General features: G+C 41.3%; 16 protein-coding genes and 1 other RNA gene. 4 read left to right on the forward strand and 13 right to left on the reverse strand.

The genetic code is table 11. From position 1 onward, the window contains the following. Positions 1-14 precede the first annotated feature (14 nt). From ABID56_RS08900 to ABID56_RS08910, 3 genes are read left to right on the forward strand one after another with little or no spacing between them, the layout of a single operon-like run. Positions 15-770 carry a metal ABC transporter ATP-binding protein gene (locus ABID56_RS08900; protein WP_354220343.1) on the forward strand — a complete coding sequence of 252 codons (756 nt, stop codon included), beginning with the start codon at positions 15-17 and terminating at the stop codon, positions 768-770. 18 nt (positions 771-788) lie between these two features. After that, positions 789-1,634, forward strand: a complete 846-nt coding sequence (locus ABID56_RS08905) for a metal ABC transporter permease (protein WP_354220345.1) — start codon at positions 789-791, stop codon at positions 1,632-1,634. 5 nt (positions 1,635-1,639) lie between these two features. After that, a complete protein-coding gene (locus ABID56_RS08910; protein WP_354220347.1) occupies positions 1,640-2,050 on the forward strand; it encodes a Fur family transcriptional regulator in 411 nt (136 codons plus the stop codon). A 40-nt stretch (positions 2,051-2,090) separates the two neighbouring features. Here ABID56_RS08910 and ftsW read toward each other — a convergent pair whose 3' ends face one another. The 5 genes from ftsW to smpB all read right to left on the reverse strand — a co-directional run bounded on the left by ftsW (position 2,091) and on the right by smpB (position 7,112). Then, a complete protein-coding gene (ftsW, locus tag ABID56_RS08915) occupies positions 2,091-3,218 on the reverse strand; it encodes a putative lipid II flippase FtsW (RefSeq protein ID WP_354220405.1) in 1,128 nt (375 codons plus the stop codon). A 126-nt stretch (positions 3,219-3,344) separates the two neighbouring features. Further along, positions 3,345-4,952, reverse strand: coding sequence for an ABC-F family ATP-binding cassette domain-containing protein (locus ABID56_RS08920; protein ID WP_354220349.1), 1,608 nt, complete (start codon positions 4,950-4,952; stop codon positions 3,345-3,347). 125 nt (positions 4,953-5,077) lie between these two features. Continuing rightward, positions 5,078-5,902 (reverse strand): alpha/beta fold hydrolase, encoded by an 825-nt coding sequence (locus ABID56_RS08925; protein WP_354220351.1) that lies wholly within the window; start codon positions 5,900-5,902, stop codon positions 5,078-5,080. A 305-nt stretch (positions 5,903-6,207) separates the two neighbouring features. Continuing rightward, positions 6,208-6,567: a transfer-messenger RNA gene (gene ssrA / locus ABID56_RS08930) on the reverse strand. An 86-nt stretch (positions 6,568-6,653) separates the two neighbouring features. Further along, on the reverse strand, positions 6,654-7,112 hold the full coding sequence (smpB, locus tag ABID56_RS08935) for an SsrA-binding protein SmpB (RefSeq protein ID WP_354220353.1): 459 nt from the start codon (positions 7,110-7,112) through the stop codon (positions 6,654-6,656). 204 nt (positions 7,113-7,316) lie between these two features. Between smpB and ABID56_RS08940 the strand changes: the two genes are divergently transcribed. After that, positions 7,317-8,183: a GNAT family N-acetyltransferase gene (locus ABID56_RS08940; RefSeq protein ID WP_354220355.1), complete on the forward strand. Its 867-nt coding sequence runs from the start codon at positions 7,317-7,319 to the stop codon at positions 8,181-8,183. 35 nt (positions 8,184-8,218) lie between these two features. On the opposite strand, the gene rnr is transcribed toward ABID56_RS08940, so the two are convergent. From rnr to ABID56_RS08980, 8 genes are all read right to left on the reverse strand, one after another. Beyond that, positions 8,219-10,378 (reverse strand): ribonuclease R, encoded by a 2,160-nt coding sequence (gene rnr / locus ABID56_RS08945; RefSeq protein ID WP_354220357.1) that lies wholly within the window; start codon positions 10,376-10,378, stop codon positions 8,219-8,221. Positions 10,379-10,399: 21 nt separating this feature from the next. After that, the gene (locus ABID56_RS08950) at positions 10,400-11,146 is read right to left on the reverse strand and encodes an alpha/beta hydrolase (RefSeq protein WP_354220359.1); all 747 of its coding nucleotides are present in this window, start codon (positions 11,144-11,146) and stop codon (positions 10,400-10,402) included. A gap of 120 nt (positions 11,147-11,266) precedes the next feature. Further along, positions 11,267-11,500 (reverse strand): preprotein translocase subunit SecG, encoded by a 234-nt coding sequence (gene secG, locus ABID56_RS08955; RefSeq protein ID WP_354220361.1) that lies wholly within the window; start codon positions 11,498-11,500, stop codon positions 11,267-11,269. A gap of 79 nt (positions 11,501-11,579) precedes the next feature. After that, positions 11,580-12,839: a dicarboxylate/amino acid:cation symporter gene (locus ABID56_RS08960; RefSeq protein ID WP_354220363.1), complete on the reverse strand. Its 1,260-nt coding sequence runs from the start codon at positions 12,837-12,839 to the stop codon at positions 11,580-11,582. Between the two features lie 336 nt (positions 12,840-13,175). Continuing rightward, the gene (gene eno, locus ABID56_RS08965) at positions 13,176-14,459 is read right to left on the reverse strand and encodes a phosphopyruvate hydratase (protein WP_354220365.1); all 1,284 of its coding nucleotides are present in this window, start codon (positions 14,457-14,459) and stop codon (positions 13,176-13,178) included. 21 nt (positions 14,460-14,480) lie between these two features. Next, the gene (gene gpmI, locus ABID56_RS08970; protein ID WP_354220367.1) at positions 14,481-16,013 is read right to left on the reverse strand and encodes a 2,3-bisphosphoglycerate-independent phosphoglycerate mutase; all 1,533 of its coding nucleotides are present in this window, start codon (positions 16,011-16,013) and stop codon (positions 14,481-14,483) included. Then, positions 16,006-16,767 carry a triose-phosphate isomerase gene (gene tpiA / locus ABID56_RS08975; RefSeq protein ID WP_354220369.1) on the reverse strand — a complete coding sequence of 254 codons (762 nt, stop codon included), beginning with the start codon at positions 16,765-16,767 and terminating at the stop codon, positions 16,006-16,008. Before tpiA ends, gpmI begins: the two co-directional genes overlap by 8 nt. Further along, positions 16,768-17,955, reverse strand: a complete 1,188-nt coding sequence (locus ABID56_RS08980; protein ID WP_354220407.1) for a phosphoglycerate kinase — start codon at positions 17,953-17,955, stop codon at positions 16,768-16,770. Positions 17,956-17,998 lie beyond the last annotated feature (43 nt).

The following is a 17,998-nucleotide window of genomic DNA, read 5'->3' on the forward strand; positions in this document are numbered from 1 at the left end:
GTCAGGAGGGATAAATGATGTCACAATTAATCGACGTCCATAACGTTACCCACCGTTATGATCATCATAAAGTGTTAGACGACGTTAGTTTTTCTATTGAAGAAGGGGCGTTTGTCGGCTTAGTTGGCCCAAACGGCTCAGGTAAAACGACGATTATTAAGCTCATGCTCGGGTTAGAAAAAGTCCAAAAAGGATCGATTACTGCATTTGGCAAACCCATAGAAAAATTTCATAACAAAGGCCATATTAGTTTCGTGTCACAAAAAGCGAACTCATTTAGTCGTGATTTCCCGGCGACAGCAAAAGAAGTCGTCAGCATGGGCTTAACGACAAAAGCGAGTGTTTGGCGACCAACGACGAAAAAGTATGAGTATTTAATCTATGAAGCGCTCGACCGCGTCAATATGTCGGAATACGCGCATCATAATATTGGCGATTTATCAGGCGGTCAACAACAGCGTATCTTTATCGCAAGAGCAATTGTGAATAACCCGAAACTATTAATCTTAGACGAACCGACTGTTGGTGTTGACACTGAGAATGTCGAACAGTTTTACCAACTATTATCACAGTTAAACGAAGACCTTGGCATTACGCTTATTCTCGTTTCGCATGATATTGGTGCTATTACGACACACGTCAATGACTTGCTTTGTCTCAATAAATCGGTTCATTACCATGGCAATCCAAATGATTTTGAGAGTATGACAGATGAACAACGCTCTAAAATTTACGGTCACGCGATGAATACGATCACCCACAATCATTAAACGTTAGGAGGGGCATCCGTGCTCGAAGCATTACTCAATTTTGAAATACTAAGAAACACCTTTTACACCGGACTTATCGTCGGACTCCTTGCCCCTTTATTAGGGACGTTTATCGTCGTTCGACGCTTGTCCCTTATTTCTGACGGATTATCCCACGTGACACTCGCTGGGATTTCGTTTGGTTTACTCATGCAAAAAAAATATACATTACTCATGTTTACCCCGTTTCATACAGGTATCCTATTTTCGGTGATCGGGGCTATCGTAATCGAAAATTTACGACACGTTTATAAATCTTTTCAAGAAATTGCGATTCCGATTACGTTATCAGTCGGTGTTGGATTAAGTGTGGTTTTCATCGCATTAGCTGATGGCATTAACACAGACATTTACGCTTATTTATTCGGTTCTGTGGCTGCTGTCAGTCGCACTGACCTTTATGTTGTCTTATTTACAGCGATTTTCGTTCTTATAGTGATTATCTTTTTATACAAAGAACTGTTCGCCTTATCATTCGATGAAGAATTTGCGACTGTCTCGGGCATTCGAGCGAAAATTATTCATTACTTGTTTATTATTATGACGGCCCTTGTGATCGCTGCATCGATTCGAATTGTCGGTGTGTTACTCGTATCAGCATTGATGACATTACCAGTCGCAACGGCGATGCGCATTGCAAAAAGCTTTAAACAGACACTCATTTTTAGTATTATTTATGGTGAAATTGCCGTTATTTTAGGTCTTGTAACAGGTTATTATTTCGAAATTCCACCTGGTGGTACGATCGTCATTACGGCAGCTCTATTGCTCGGTTTAACATTATTGGTGAAAAAGTGGTATTTAGCTTACATCTATAGAGGGTGAAACGTATGAAATTAAACGAAGCGTTAGACACGTTAAAAACAGAAGGCTATAAGTACACGAAAAAGCGTGAAGATATTTTAACGTTTTTCTCAGGCGTTGACGGATATCGTACGGCGAGTGAATTGTTAACGTTTATGGCGGAAAAGTACGACGGATTAAGTTACGATACCGTGTATCGCAATCTTCACCTATTTCGCGAATTGAACATTTTAGAGTCGACTGATTTAAACGGTGAAAAACACTTTAGACTCGCTTGTGGTCACGATGAACATCACCATCATTTTATTTGCCAATCGTGTGGTAAAACGAAAACGATTCAAGCATGCCCGATGAACTATATCCAACAAGACTTTCCAGGTTACACGATCGAAAATCATAAGTTTGAAATTTATGGTCGCTGCCCAAGCTGCCAGTAAAAAGAAGCGACATGAGCCATTAACTCATGTCGCTTCTTTTTTATGCATAGTCCACTCGTCGATTGATATGACCTTTGATGGCGATATTCATTAAAATACCGAGTAGTAAAAACGTGATGAGTAACGATGACCCACCGTAACTAATTAGGGGTAATGTAATCCCGGTAATCGGCATGAGCCCTGACACAGCTGCTAAATTAATCATTGCTTGTGTAATAATTTGGAATGTAATGCCATAAGCTAACAATCGGCCAAACTGATCTGGCGACCGCTTCGCAATTAAAATCCCACGAAACATGAAAAACACATATAACCCAATCACAAGAATCACACCGAGCATGCCTAGTTCTTCGGCAATGACCGACATAATGAAATCTGTATGCGCCTCTGGTAAAAAGCCTGATTTTTGCACACTATTAGCCAATCCGACGCCTGTTACATTACCACTGGCAATCGCAATTAATGAATGAATCAATTGATAACCTTCACCTGATGGATCTGCAAACGGATTCGTAAACGACGTCAGGCGATCCATACGATATTCTGCTGATACAATTAATGCAAACATACTACCTATGGCAATTGTGCCTAGAAATACTAAATGATGAAAACGAATCCCTGCAAACAGCAAAATCATCCCGCACGCCATAATAATGGATGCGGCCGTTCCTAAGTCAGGTTGTAATAATATAAGGGCAAAGACGCCGCCTAACACAATAAGTGGTGGTAGCACCCCTTGACCGAATTGATCAAGCTTATCCTGTTTATTCGTATAAACTTTAGCAAAATAAATAATGAAGGCTACTTTTGCTAATTCCGAAGGCTGAACGAGAAATGGTCCGACACTTAACCACCGTTGTGCGAAGTTCCGCTCCACGCCAATACCGGGGATTAGAACGAGGATGAGTAAGACAATGGAAGCAATAACCATGAATTTTATGAAATATCCTAATCTACGGTATGAAAACAAACTTGCAATGATAAATACGATAAAACCGAGTAATAGCCAAATCCGTTGTCGTTCAAAATAATGCGACGAGTTATCAATATTTGGGTCCATACCTGCATACACAAAACTCGCACTATAAACCATGACGAGGCCGAGAGTGGCTAAAATGAGAATCGTACTAAACAACGGATAATCTATATGTTTTAAATGTTTTTTCACTTGATTCAATCAGAACACGCTCCTATAACTACTATCATAACGGAAAAATAGTCTCTATGGATAGTAGATTTTAGGACTATTTTGAAACAAATAAATAACCCGCTGATAACTTCAGCGGGCAATTTATTATGATAATGTTGGTGTTTCGATTTTCTTGACGTCATCAAGGTATTCTTCATAACTCATTTCACGGTCGATGACACCTTCATCTGTCAGCTCGATAATACGATTCGCAATCGTCTGAATGAACTGGTGGTCGTGTGATGTGAAAATGACTGATCCAGAGAAATTAATGAGTCCTTCGTTTAACGATTGGATCGATTCTAAATCAAGGTGATTTGTCGGATCGTCTAATAACAAGACGTTTGCTTCACTTAACATCATACGTGACAGCATACAACGAACTTTCTCGCCACCTGAAAGGACACTTGCTTTCTTAAAGACTTCGTCGCCTGAGAATAACATACGACCTAAGAAGCTACGTAAGAACGTTTCACTTTCATCGTCTGAGTAATCGCGTAACCAGTCGATTAAGTTTTTGTCATTACCTTCAAAGTAAGCCGAATTGTCTTTCGGGAAGTAAGACTGTGATGTCGTCACACCCCACTTATAAGACCCTTCATCAGGTTCCATCTCACCCATTAAAATTTGAATTAACGTCGTTTTCGCCACTTCATCGCCGAGTAAAACGACTTTATCGTCTTTATTCATGCGGAACGTGACGTTGTTTAACACTTTCTCACCATCAATTGTTTTCGATAAGTTATTCACTTCTAATAAGTCGTTTCCAATTTCACGGCCTGGCTTAAACGCGATATACGGATAACGACGTGATGACGGTTTAATGTCATCAAGTGTAATTTTATCAAGTAATTTTTTACGCGATGTCGCCTGACGTGATTTCGACGCGTTTGCACTGAAACGAGCGATGAACTCTTTCAGCTCTTTGACTTTTTCTTCTTTTTTCTTATTTTCTTCGTGCGCCATCTTTTGTGCTAATTGACTAGATTCATACCAAAAATCGTAGTTACCGACATAAAGCGTGATCTTCTCAAAGTCTAAGTCTGCAATATGCGTACACACATTGTTCAAGAAGTTACGGTCGTGTGATACGACAACAACTGTATTTTCGAAGTTAATTAAAAACTCTTCTAACCAACGAATCGCTTGAATATCCAAACCGTTTGTCGGCTCATCAAGTAGTAAAATATCTGGATTACCGAATAACGCTTGAGCGAGTAGAACTTTGACTTTCTCGCCTTCTGGTAAATCTTTCATTTGTTTATCGTGTAAGTCTTCTTTAACACCTAAACCAGATAATAATGACGCGGCGTCGCCTTCTGCTTCCCAACCATTAAGCTCAGCGAATTCACCTTCTAATTCAGCGGCGCGCATGCCGTCTTCTTCTGTAAATTCACCTTTCGCATAAATCGCGTCTTTTTCTTGCATGATATGGTAAAGCTTTTCGTGCCCCATAATCACAACTTGTAGCACGCGTTCTTCTTCATAGGCGAAGTGATCCTGTTTTAACACCGCGATACGTTCATCTTTACCCGCTGATACCGTGCCTTCTTGCGGCTCAATTTCTCCGGATAGAATTTTAAGGAATGTTGATTTACCTGCGCCGTTTGCACCGATTAAACCGTAACAATTTCCTTTAGTAAATTTTATTGATACATCTTCAAACAGCTTACGATCTGAAAATCGCAAACCGACATTCGTAGCTTGTAACATGACATTGCCTCCACTTTCATAGTTTCCCACGTTATAGTATAACATGGATATCGCGCATTGCCGAACGATTTCTATAATTAGAATGCCAATTACAAAACCCTCCAGCTTTGCTGAAGGGTTTCGTTTTATGCTATCGTCATTTTTACTGGTTTGGATTGTGATGGCGTCGTTTCATTTTCGTCGGTATGCTTTTCGATGAATGAAATCGTGTAGTCATTGAACTGTTGTGCTTGGTCAATGTTACACACGTGACCTGAATCGTCAATAATTTGGAGTGACGCATCAGGGTCGCGGTCCGCTGTATATTGCGCTCCTTTTAAGAAGACATGATCCTCATCTCCCATGACATACAATTTCGGAATTTGTTTCGGCATCGATAAGAAACGCTTGTACAAGCCATTGGATACGGTTAACAACTCTGTCCAGCGCACGAATTCGCGTTGACCGAGTTTCGATGCCTCATTCACAAACGTGCTTCGCGAATCTTTATGGTTCTTTTTCGGCATTAATATACGCGCGAAAAATTTATACAATAACATATATGGGACGAACGAACGGACTTTGTAAGCAATTTTGAACAACATGTCTGTCCAAAACTTCCACTTAACGACGGCCCCGCCCATCGTCATCGATGCGACACGCTCCGGCATTTTGTGACCGATCTCAGTCATTACCATCGTGCCTAACGAAATACCGATGAAGTGTGATTGTTGTATATTTAAATGATCTAACAATTCGAGTACTTTATCTGCAATATTTCCTGTCGTATATTTCACGTCTAACGGTTTACTTTTTCCGTGTCCTGGAAAGTTAACAAACAAGCAATTAAAATGTTTTTTAAACTGTTTCGCTTGTTTATAAAATATCGTGTGATTCCCACCAGCACCGTGTAAAAAGACAACCCATTCGTTGCTCGTATCATGCTGGTACATTTTATAGTCTAATAACATGAAGTGCCTCCCCAACATCCTAAACATTAAATGTTTCCACTTAAAATGTATCATAAATAGGCATCTATGTCACTTTTCGAGCTGTTGTCGATTGTGTGACACATCGCTACACGAGTTTTGAAATAATTACCTTAATTTTTGAGATAACTGCTGTGACTTATGAAATAAATTCACTTACTTTTGAGATAACTGCTGTGACTTATGAAATAAATTCAGCTAGTTATTTCATAAGTCCATGAAACACGAAAAAACGGTAGCGAAAATTTTCGCTACCGTTTTATATGATGACAATCGTATCCATATGCATATGGAGATGGCGGGACTCGAACCCGCGTCCAGAGATATCGCCACTCAGGCTTCTACGAGCGTATTCGATTTATTGTCATTCGCCAATTCTTCAGCCAACCGACAGGCTTCCGAATGGCTAGTCTGATTAGTCTCTTCTAAAGACCTCAGACGGTGGCCTTTAGCGTAGCCCGCTTCATTTTGAGACCCTTCAATCTACCACACGGGCGATGGCAGGAAGGATCCTGTAGCCTGCTCTAGGCAGCTACAGCGAAATCGTTTTGTTTGCCAGTTATTATTAACTGAATGACGTTTAACGAGACGTCACCTCGACTCGCTACCTGAGCTCGACCTATCCCTGTCGAATCCAAAACATCCCCGATTAAAGAATGTTTGGTGAGTACCAAAACGTTACATCATAATTATAACACGATGATGGCAGAATTGAAAACGGTAAGCTTTACCATTAATAATCTTTCAACGCACGCTCGACATCACGTTTCATATCCTTTTGTTTCAAGTCTTCACGTTTATCATATTTCTTCTTACCACGGCCGACTCCGATTAACAGTTTTGCGACACCATTTTTAATGTACATCTTTAACGGCACTAGTGAATAACCTTTTTGCTGTGTTTGACCGATTAATTGGTTGATCTCTTTTCGGTTCAGCAACAATTTACGCGCTCGCGTCGGTTCATGGTTGAACTGATTACCTTGTGCATATTCAGAGATATGCATATTGTGCACATACACTTCGCCTTTAGACACTCGTGCGAATGAATCTTTCAAATTGACGCGTCCTGCCCGAATCGCTTTAATTTCCGTTCCTTTTAAGACGATTCCTGCTTCAAACGTTTCTTCAATATGAAATTCATGTCTTGCTTTACGATTAGTTGCAATGGCATTTGGATCTTTTTGCGGCATCTTTTGACCTCCTCACTGCAAAAGCTATTTTACCAAAAAGAAGCACCTATTTAAACTGTCATGAGTGGGAAAATGAAAGTAACGTCACGGCATTTCTCAACAGTCAAAAAAATGGGTGTATTTTTAAGTCATTGTAATAGACAACACAATTCGAATTATGGCATTCTATTTAATTAGGGAAACGAAGCAAAAGGAGGTTTCACAATGATTGACACGATGCAAATACGACCTTTAACGATAGATGATGAAAGCCTTATTGCCAACATGCAAACAGGGATTGAGGATGATTATGTTGTTCGCGTATTCGAACGTCTCGTAACTCACGATAATCAACGGTTGTTCGGCTTATTCTCTGGTGGCGAACTCGCTTCCATTGCTGGTTATACCATTTATCAGGAGCAGTACGGTATGCTCGGGCGTCTCCGCAGTGACCAACGATACTTAGGTAATGGCCATGCGACGACGATCGTCCAATATGCGATCGACCAATTAAAACAACGCGATGATATTAAATGGATTGGTGCTAACACGCAACTTCACAATTATCCGGCTAAACGTGTGTTAGAAAAATTAAACTTACCACAATTAGAAATGCTTTACCCAGCTGTTTTAGTCGATTCATCCAAAATGCCAGAAGCAACAGGTGACACATGGCAAAGATTAACAACAATAGACGAAAAACGTCGCTGGATTGATCCGCTTCAAGAAGATGAACAAGTCATTTTCCCATTAGAAGCTTACTATCCATTTCCAGCAAGCCCAGCGTTATTTACCGATGAACAGTTAGACAACTGGACTTTTTTCGAAAATGATACGCAAGATCGTTTCGTTATCATGAAATTCGATCAAAAGAAATATGCATACGCTCACGTTATTTACCTTTGGGATGATTTATTTGATCAACCAGGGTTAATGAAAACGATCTATAACGAATTTGAATCGTTTAAAGAACAATATGGCGATGACATTCGTATACGCTTTGATATACCAGAATCCACGCGTCAACACATTCCGAACGATGATGCCTTTAGCTTTCAGGATCCTTGGATTCTACACGGCTATTGGAAATAAAATATAGGCTGCGATTTCACTCGCAGCCTATATTTTTATGCTTTTTTCTTTTTCTTCGGTTTCTTCATGCCAACAATTTCGAAATCAACGACGCGTTCTTCGATATTGGTACCTGTCACGCGGACTTTGAGTTCATCACCAATTCTAAAGATATTGCCTGTTCGCTCACCGATCATCACTTGATGTTGTTGATCATAATGATAATAATCGTCAGTTAAATAGCTCACATGAACGAGACCTTCAATTGTATTCGGCAATTCGACGAATAAACCAAAGTTCGTCACCGAATTCACAATCGCGTCATATTCCTCGCCGATCTTATCAGACATAAACTCGGCTTTCTTCAAGTCGTCTACTTCACGCTCTGCATCGACTGCGCGACGTTCCATATCCGACGTGTGTCGTGCAATATCAGGCAATTGTTCTTTCCACTTCTCCGCCGTATCACCACTTAGATCACCTTTAATTAAATACGTCCGAATGAGACGGTGGACAATTAAGTCTGGGTAACGTCGGATCGGTGATGTGAAATGCGTGTAAAAGGACGTTGCTAAGCCAAAATGTCCGACACTTTCTGCTGCATATTTTGCTTGTTGCATGGAACGAAGCATTAATTTCGACACGACAAGATCTTCTTTACTACCTGATACTTGATCCATCACTTCTTGTAACGCTTTCGGATGGACATCATCAGCCGTTCCTTTCACGTTATACCCTAAGTTACTCACGAATTCAAAGAAGTGGCGTAGTTTTTCTGAATCCGGATCCTCGTGAATGCGGTGAATAAATGGCACATCCATCCAGTGAAAATGTTCGGCTACGGTTTCATTAGCGACAAGCATAAACTCTTCAATCATGCGCTCTGCCACGCCACGTTCACGTAGGACGACATCAGTCGGTTTACCGTCTTCGTCGACTTCAATTTCTGCTTCTTTGAAATCAAAATCAATCGCACCACGGCCCATCCGCTTGTTACGCAACGTTTGAGCTAATGATGCCATCGTTTCAAACATCGGCACGAGCGATTCGTATTCTTTACGTGTGCTTTCATTGCCCGCTAAAATATCATTCACGTCCGTATAAGTCATACGCGCTGCTGTTTTAATAACTGCTGGGAATATTTCGTGGCTGACCACTTTGCCCGAATCGTCAATTTCCATTTCGCACCCTAATGTTAAACGGTCGACTTGTGGATTTAAGGAACAAATACCATTCGATAAACGGTGTGGAATCATCGGAATCACTCTGTCCGTTAAATAAGCACTCGTACTTCGTTCATACGCTTCTTTATCAAGCGGTGTGCCCTCTTCCACGTAATACGTCACATCGGCAATGTAGACACCTAGCAAGTAATGGCCATTGTCCTGTTTCTCGATTCTAACCGCATCGTCTAAATCTTTCGCATCGGCTCCGTCGATCGTCACAATTTGTTTATCACGCAAGTCGCGACGACCTTTAATATCGTCGTCTGTTATCGTCTCTGGAATCGCATTGGCATGGTCCAGTGTTGCCTGATCAAAGTCAGCTTTAATCCCATGTTTATGAATAATGGATAAAATGTCGATACCTGGGTCATTTTCGTGACCTAATATTTGCGTCACAACACCCTCAGCACTTTTAACCCCTTTCGGATATTCAACGATTTCGACAATGACTTTATGACCATCAACCGCTCCGTTGTTATTACCTTCTTTAATAAAAATATCACCCGGTATGCGCTTATCATCCGCAATGACAAAACCGAACCGTCCATTGTCTTGATACGTGCCCACAATTGTTTGGTCACTACGTTCGACAATACGAACGACAACGCCTTCTGGTCGATTCCCGTTCACTGAATCATTCTCGACGCGAACGAGGACTGTATCACCATTCATTGCCGTGTTTAAATCTGACTGATGAATATAAATATCAGATTGCTCTTCACGTTCTGGTAGTAAGAAGGCAAACCCTTTAGCATGCATTTGAATACGGCCACGTATTAAGTTCATTTTTTCAGGTAAACCGTAGCGATCTTTACGATTTCGAATTAAGGCGCCTTCATCTTCTAATGCATTTAATCCTTTCATAAGCTCTTTCACGTCTTCACTGTTTTCAATATTTAAGTCTTCTTGTACTTCTTCTACGCTTAACGGTCGTGTCGCCTCTTCTTGGAAAAAGGTCATTAAACGTTGTTTCATCTCTTCCGTTTCCATGTTATTCACCTCTCATCGTGATTATTGAGACCAATCTAATTGTTCTAAGTAATGATAGATATCTTCATGAACTTGTTCTTTGTAATCACTTAACGTAATCACATGGGGTGCCCCTTCATACCATTTAATATCTTTTTGGTCGCACTCAACGTTGTCATAAATATGTTGTGCACTATCTTTGTTGATCATCTCATCTGCTCCTGCTTGTAACACATATGTCGGGGCATAAATAGTGTCTAAATCTCGTTCAACGGATTGAATTAATTGACTTAAGGACTCAAACATATCCGTTGAATTGTCCATAAGCTCATCAACTTCTTGTTTTATTGTTTCTTTATCCTTCTGCTCTAATTGTTTATATTCTTTCGCTTTGAAACGATAGCCTGCTGACAATTCATCTTTATTGTCAAAGAAGATCGGGGTACAGATCGGCATGACACCTTTAACTGGTTTATTCATGGCTAGTTTTAACGATAGAACACCACCTAATGATAAGCCGGCAACTGCAATTTCCTCATAGCCTAGATCTCGCAAATGCTCATAAGCTGCGACTACATCTTCCCACCAATCATCAGCTGTTGTTTCAGCGAGCTCTTCAGGTGGTTTACCGTGTCCGCGGTAGATCGGAGCATGCGTTGTATAGCCTTGTTTTTCTAAGTAACGGCCTAACATACGGACGTCCGCTGAATGGCCCGTAAATCCGTGTAGTAGAAGGACAGCTCGTGGTCCTGCTTCGAATGTGAATGGTTTTGGTTCTTTGATTTTCATGTCTGTCTTCCTTTCTAATCTACTAATTAATACAGTTCCCTCTATTTGGTATTTTTAATCATTTTTTTAACGTAAAAAGCAGCAAGTTATATAACTTGCTGCTTCAATCGTAGCGCTTATTTATTGCACGATATAACCGAGTAGGAACGTCACGACCATAAACGATACACCTAAAATAATCGTTAGTCGGTGTAAGATCCCTTCCATCCCGCGTGCTTTTTGCTTACCGAAAAGTTGTTCAGCACCGCCAGAAATTGAGCCAGATAAGCCAGCACTTTTTCCTTGTTGCAAGAGAACAACGGTAATTAACGCAATCGTATTAATAAATAATAATGTAGCTAAAACTCCATACATTGCATTGACCTCCTCATGCATACGCACAAATCCATAAGTTTACTTTAGCACAAATAAGACGACCATTGCAAGATAGATTTTAGGCATTTGAGCTGACGGAAGGTTTTTCATCTTCTCCGTCTAAATCGGGTTCCGTTTCGTTAATATAAAGGGCACATGCCGCATCACCTGTAATGTTTACAGCTGTACGTGTCATATCAAGTAAACGGTCCACACCGAGAATCAGTCCGATCGCTTCAACAGGTAAGCCGACTTGGTCTAACACCATTGCCAGCATGATTAAGCCGACACCTGGCACACCCGCAGTACCAATCGATGCTAGTACGGCAATTAAGACGACTGTTAACATTTCGGTTAAACTCAAGCTTTCGGCATAAACTTGAGCAATAAAGACGGTTGCTACACCTTGCATAATCGCGGTACCGTCCATATTAATCGTTGCACCTACTGGCTGAACGAAACCACTCACTGATTCACGGACACCTAAACGCTTTTGCGCTGTTGTCATCGAGACAGGTAATGTCGCACTACTACTAGCTGTACCGAATGCCACACTAATTGCTTGAGCGAAGTTTTTAATAAACCATATAGGACTCTTCTTTGCCATAAACTTAATCACAGAGCCATACGTCACTACAGCATGAACGACTAACGCGAGTAGTACGACTAAGAAGTAAGCAAACATTGATTTAATGGCATCAAACCCTGTACCACCAACAGCCGATGCGATTAACGCGAACGCACCCAATGGCGCCATGTACATAATGATTTTAATTAAGTACATCACTAGATCAAAGGCTTGTTCAAATAAATGATAAATTTTATCCGTTTTCTTACTCAAGACAGCTAAGGCAAAACCAATGAAAATTGAGAAAAAGATAATCTGTAACATTTCACCATTAACCATCGCGTCAATCGGGTTCGTCGGAATAATATTGACTAATGTATCAACAACAGATGGCGTTTCTTCTGCTTGATACCCTTCTTCAATATCAACTGTATCTAAAATACCCGGTTCACCTGGTTTGAATAGCAAGGCTAATGACATCGCAATCGTTAAGGCAACCGTTGTCGAAAGTAAGAAAAACCCGATTGTTTTACCACCGATACGTCCTAACTTTTTCGGGTCACCAAGTCCTGCTGTACCAAGAACAATTGATACGAACACAATGGGTACGACCATCATTTGAATCAATCGTAAGAAAATATCGCCGAGCGGTGTGAAAACATATGTATCAACCCGATTAAACCATAGATCAGGGAAGAATAAGTTCATCACAATACCGACTGCAATACCTAGAATTAATGCAATAACAATTTGCTTCGTTAAGTTCTGCATGTATAACGCCTCCTCTTGTAGTCAATTAAATATGCAATCGCTTTCTTTCATTTTTAAAACTTTCATGGATTAAAGATTTGTCATGTAATAGATTATAGTAAAAATCATCGAATTTGCAAATTGTTTTTTAACATTTTGGACAAACCATTTTAACCCAATAGAATAATTAAAAACGGATGATTCACTCGTTCTTTATCGTCGATTTTAAAGATATATCATCGAATTCTAAATTTTATCGCCGGTCCACAAATTAAATCGTCGAATTCACAAATTTATCGCCGATTCTCTAAATACAGAAAACCCGAGGCAACGCACGCCCCGGGTCAACCTGCTTCATTATTTTAAGTTATAAAACGCTGATTCGCCTGCGTAAAAGGCTGTCGTCATTAAATCTTCTTCAATACGAAGAAGTTGATTGTATTTCGCAACGCGGTCCGTACGTGACGGTGCGCCTGTTTTAATTTGGCCAGCGTTTGTTGCAACGGCAATGTCTGCAATCGTCGCGTCTTCAGTTTCACCTGAGCGGTGCGAGATGACAGCTGTATAGCCAGCGCGTTTCGCCATTTCGATCGCTTCGAATGTTTCCGTTAGCGTGCCGATTTGGTTCACTTTAACTAAAATCGAGTTACCGATGCCTTTCTCGATACCTTCTTCTAGTTTCTTCGTATTTGTAACGAATAAGTCATCGCCAACTAACTGAACACGGTCGCCGATACGTTCTGTTAGCACTTTGAAGCCGTCCCAGTCGTTTTCGTCTAATCCGTCTTCAATGCTGACGATTGGGAACTTGTTAATCAAGTCTTCATACCAATCGACCATTTCTTCAGCTGAACGTGTCACACCTTCGCCTTTAAGGTTGTATTGACCATCTTGATAAATTTCAGATGCTGCAACGTCCATCGCTAATTTGATGTCAGAACCGATAGTGTAACCCGCTTTTTCAACTGCTTCCACAATTGTTTCAAGCGCTTCTTCGTTCGACTTCAAGTTCGGCGCGAAACCACCTTCGTCACCAACACCTGTCGCATAGCCTTTGCTCTTAAGTACTTTCTTAAGCGCGTGGAAAATTTCCGCCCCTTGGCGTAGCGCTTCTTTAAACGTTGGAGCACTAACAGGCATAATCATGAACTCTTGAATGTCGACATTGTTATCCGCATGTTCCCCACCGTTTAAAATGTTCATCATTGGTGTTGGAAGCGTGTGTGCAGAGAAACCACCTAAGTATTTATAAAGTGGCTTCCCTTCAAAGTCCGCTGCTGCATGAGCTGCTGCCATTGATACGCCTAGAATAGCGTTAGCACCTAAACGGCCTTTGTTTTCTGTTCCGTCTAATTCGATTAAGGTTTGGTCAATAATCAACTGTTCCGTGACGTCAAATCCGATTAATTCTGGTGCGATGATTTCGTTCACGTTTTCAACTGCTGTTTCAACACCTTTGCCTAAATAACGGTTGTCGTCTCCGTCACGTAGTTCAACAGCTTCGTATTCACCTGTTGAAGCACCGCTTGGTACCATGGCTTTACCGAATGCGCCAGAATCTGTCATCACTTCAACTTCAACTGTTGGGTTACCTCTTGAATCTAATACTTCACGTGCACCTACATCTAAAATATAAGGCATCGCAATCACTCCTTCATTTAGTTATTTTATTAATGATTGTCCTGTCATATCGTCTGGTTGGTCGACTTGTAATAAGTCGAGTAATGTTGGGGCGAGGTCGCCTAAAATGCCACCTTCACGTAACTCAACATTTTCCTTTGTGACAATGACTGGAACAGGGTTTGTCGTATGCGCGGTCATCGGACTGCCATCATCGTTTAACACGATATCCGAATTACCGTGGTCAGCCGTTATAATGACAGACCCACCTAATTCATGAATTTTATCAACTACACGGCCTAAACATTCATCGACCGCTTCAACCGCTTTAATCGTTGGCTCTAACATACCTGAGTGGCCAACCATGTCAGGGTTTGCGAAGTTTAAAATTGTTAAATTCGGCGCATCCTCGTCATAAGCTTCGATCAACGCATCCGTCACTTCATACGCACTCATTTCCGGTTTCAAATCGTATGTTGCGACTTTCGGTGAGTCAATTAAAATACGATTCTCACCGTCAAACGTTTGCTCTAATCCACCGTTCATAAAATACGTCACGTGTGGGTATTTTTCTGTTTCCGCAATACGTAATTGCGTCATGCCGTTGTTTGACACAACTTCACCGATAGTATTCTCAGGTGTATTCGGTGGAAACGCAACATCAACCGTGAACGCATCACTGTATTGCGTCATCGTCACCATATGAAGATTGTGTAACGGCTCGTACTCGGTTTCAAAATCATCTAAACGATTATTCGAGAAAACATCCGTCAGTTGTTGCGCACGGTCTGGACGGAAATTCGCAAATAAAATCGCGTCGCCATCCTCAACAGTCGCAACCGGCTTACCATTTTCCGTTAATACGAATGGCTCGACAAATTCATCAACAATGTCTTCGTCATATGAGTCTTTAACTGCTTGAATAGCATCCGTCGTCTGTTTCACATCACCTAAACGAAGAGCACGAAACGCTTTTTCGACACGTTCCCAACGTTTGTCACGGTCCATCGCATAATAACGACCTGACACACTGGCAAGTTTCCCGACACCAATCTCGTCCATTTTCGCTTGCAACCGTTCTAAATACGTCACAGCTGTTTTCGGCCCGACGTCACGTCCATCTAAAAAGGCATGCACATACACACGGTCAATACCTTTCGCTTTCGCGGCATCTAACATCGCATGAATATGATTTTCATGACTGTGGACGCCACCATCCGATAACAAACCGAAAATATGCCACGCACCATCATGGTCTTTCACATGATCAGCTGCTTTCGTAAAACTTTCATTTTGTTGAAAGCTACCGTCTTTAATCGCTAAATTAATGCGCGTTAAATTTTGATACACAACACGGCCTGCACCGATATTTAAATGACCGACCTCAGAGTTCCCCATCTGTCCTTCAGGGAGCCCGACTGCCTCACCACAAGCTGTTAATTGTGAATGAGGGAACTCACCCCAGTAACGATCAAAATTAGGTGTGTTCGCTTGTTTAACCGCATTGCCATAAGCTTCATCACGCATCGCATAGCCGTCTAAAATAATGAGCGCTGCTAATGGTTGCTTAGGCATTGGCACCAGCCTCCACGAGTTTCACGAATGATTCTTCTTCTAAACTAGCGCCACCAACTAGAGCACCATCAATATCAGACTGGCTTAACAGTTCGTCGATATTCGCTGGTTTCACGCTGCCACCGTATTGAATGCGCACTGCGTCAGCTACATCACCGGAAAATGTATCACGTAGCACTTGACGAATATGTGCACAGACATCATTAGCTTCTTCACTCGTCGCTGTTTTACCTGTACCAATCGCCCAGATCGGTTCATACGCAATCACAACTTGTTTTGCCTGCTCTTCTGTTAACCCAGCAAGTCCGGCTTTCACTTGTTGTTCGACAAACGGGAATGTTTCATTGTTTTCGCGTTGCTCTAATGTTTCGCCTACACAAACGATCGGCGTGATCTCATGTTTAAATGCAGCTTTAACTTTTTCATTAACGGAGTCATCTGTTTCACCGAACATCTCACGGCGCTCAGAGTGACCTATCACGACGTAATCGACTAAAATATCTTTAAGCATTTCTGGACTCACTTCACCAGTAAACGCACCACTGTCCTCAAAATGCATGTTTTGAGCACCGATACCGAGTTGAAAATCGCGTGCTGCTTCGGTTAATAACGGTAAATGAATATGCGGGGCGCAGACGACCGCTTCGACTTTGTCCGCTTCTGGTAATTGTTCGCGTACATTTAAAACAAAACGCGCGCCATCTCCTGCTAATTTATTCATTTTCCAATTGCCTGCTATAATTGGTTTACGCATTTATTTCACCTCTTCATCTAATTCATTCAACGCTGCGACACCTGGTAAGACTTTACCTTCCATAAATTCTAATGACGCACCACCGCCCGTTGACATGTGGTCCATCTGATCAGCGTAATTAAATTTCTCAACAGCTGACGCAGAATCGCCACCACCGATAACTGTATAGCCTTCTGTTTCAGCTAAGGCCTTGGCAACACCTTTCGTTCCGTGTGAGAATGGTTCATATTCAAAGACACCCATTGGACCGTTCCAAATGATCAGCTTCGAATCTTTAATGATGTCGGCATACTTCTCAACCGTCTCAGAGCCTATATCTAAACCTTCCCAATCACTCGGAATGTCATCGATTGGAACGACTTTCGTATTTGCATCACGAGAAAAATCATCAGCGACTGTCACATCAACCGGTAAATGAAGTGAAACACCTTTATCTTTCGCTTTTTGAATAAATTGTTTCGCTGAATCAATATTATCTTCATCAAGTAACGATTTTCCGATTTCGTGGCCTAACGCTTTAATAAACGTATACGACAAGCCACCACCAATTAATAAATGGTCGACACGGTCGATTAAATGGTCAATGACACCAATCTTATCCTTCACTTTCGCGCCACCAATAATCGCTGTGAATGGGCGCTCTGGATTGTCTAATGCTTTGCCTAATACTTCGATTTCTTTTTCAAGTAAAAAGCCAGATACAGATGTCACATGATGGGCAATACCTTCAGTCGATGCATGAGCGCGGTGAGCAGCACCAAACGCATCATTAACAAAAAGGTCAGCCAACGATGCGAATTGTTTCGCTAACGCTTCATCGTTTTTCTTCTCGCCTTTTTCAAAACGAACATTTTCAAGAAGCATGACATCGCCGTTTTCCAATTCACTGGCTGCTTTTGCGACATCATCACTATACACATCATCTGTTTTGAATACAGGTTGTTCTAAATAATTACTTAAATGTTGTGCGATCGGATCTAATCGTAATTCCTCAACCACTTCACCATCTGGACGACCTAGGTGACTAGCTAAAATCACTTTCGCACCATTTTGAATTAAGTACATAATCGTTGGAAGCGCTGCTTGAATACGCGTATCATCCGAAATTTCGCCACCGGACATTGGCACGTTAAAATCGACACGACAAAAGACGCGCTTACCTTCTAATTCCACATCACGTAAGTTCATTTTTCGTTTCACTTGAAATACCTCCAAGGCTAAATTTAAGGAG

Source organism: Alkalibacillus flavidus, from assembly GCF_040545925.1.
Classification (GTDB): domain Bacteria; phylum Bacillota; class Bacilli; order Bacillales; family Alkalibacillaceae; genus Alkalibacillus; species Alkalibacillus flavidus.

Coding starts and splice junctions, on each gene's coding strand:
- ABID56_RS08900 (WP_354220343.1), top strand. CDS start 15: ATGATGTCACAATTAATCGACGTCCATAACGTTACCCACCGTTATGAT.
- ABID56_RS08910 (WP_354220347.1), top strand. CDS start 1,640: ATGAAATTAAACGAAGCGTTAGACACGTTAAAAACAGAAGGCTATAAG.
- ABID56_RS08920 (WP_354220349.1), bottom strand. CDS start 4,952: ATGTTACAAGCTACGAATGTCGGTTTGCGATTTTCAGATCGTAAGCTG.
- ABID56_RS08925 (WP_354220351.1), bottom strand. CDS start 5,902: ATGTTATTAGACTATAAAATGTACCAGCATGATACGAGCAACGAATGG.
- smpB (WP_354220353.1), bottom strand. CDS start 7,112: ATGCCGCAAAAAGATCCAAATGCCATTGCAACTAATCGTAAAGCAAGA.
- ABID56_RS08940 (WP_354220355.1), top strand. CDS start 7,317: ATGATTGACACGATGCAAATACGACCTTTAACGATAGATGATGAAAGC.
- rnr (WP_354220357.1), bottom strand. CDS start 10,378: ATGGAAACGGAAGAGATGAAACAACGTTTAATGACCTTTTTCCAAGAA.
- ABID56_RS08950 (WP_354220359.1), bottom strand. CDS start 11,146: ATGAAAATCAAAGAACCAAAACCATTCACATTCGAAGCAGGACCACGA.
- secG (WP_354220361.1), bottom strand. CDS start 11,500: ATGTATGGAGTTTTAGCTACATTATTATTTATTAATACGATTGCGTTA.
- ABID56_RS08960 (WP_354220363.1), bottom strand. CDS start 12,839: ATGCAGAACTTAACGAAGCAAATTGTTATTGCATTAATTCTAGGTATT.
- eno (WP_354220365.1), bottom strand. CDS start 14,459: ATGCCTTATATTTTAGATGTAGGTGCACGTGAAGTATTAGATTCAAGA.
- gpmI (WP_354220367.1), bottom strand. CDS start 16,013: ATGCCTAAGCAACCATTAGCAGCGCTCATTATTTTAGACGGCTATGCG.
- tpiA (WP_354220369.1), bottom strand. CDS start 16,767: ATGCGTAAACCAATTATAGCAGGCAATTGGAAAATGAATAAATTAGCA.
- ABID56_RS08980 (WP_354220407.1), bottom strand. CDS start 17,955: ATGAACTTACGTGATGTGGAATTAGAAGGTAAGCGCGTCTTTTGTCGT.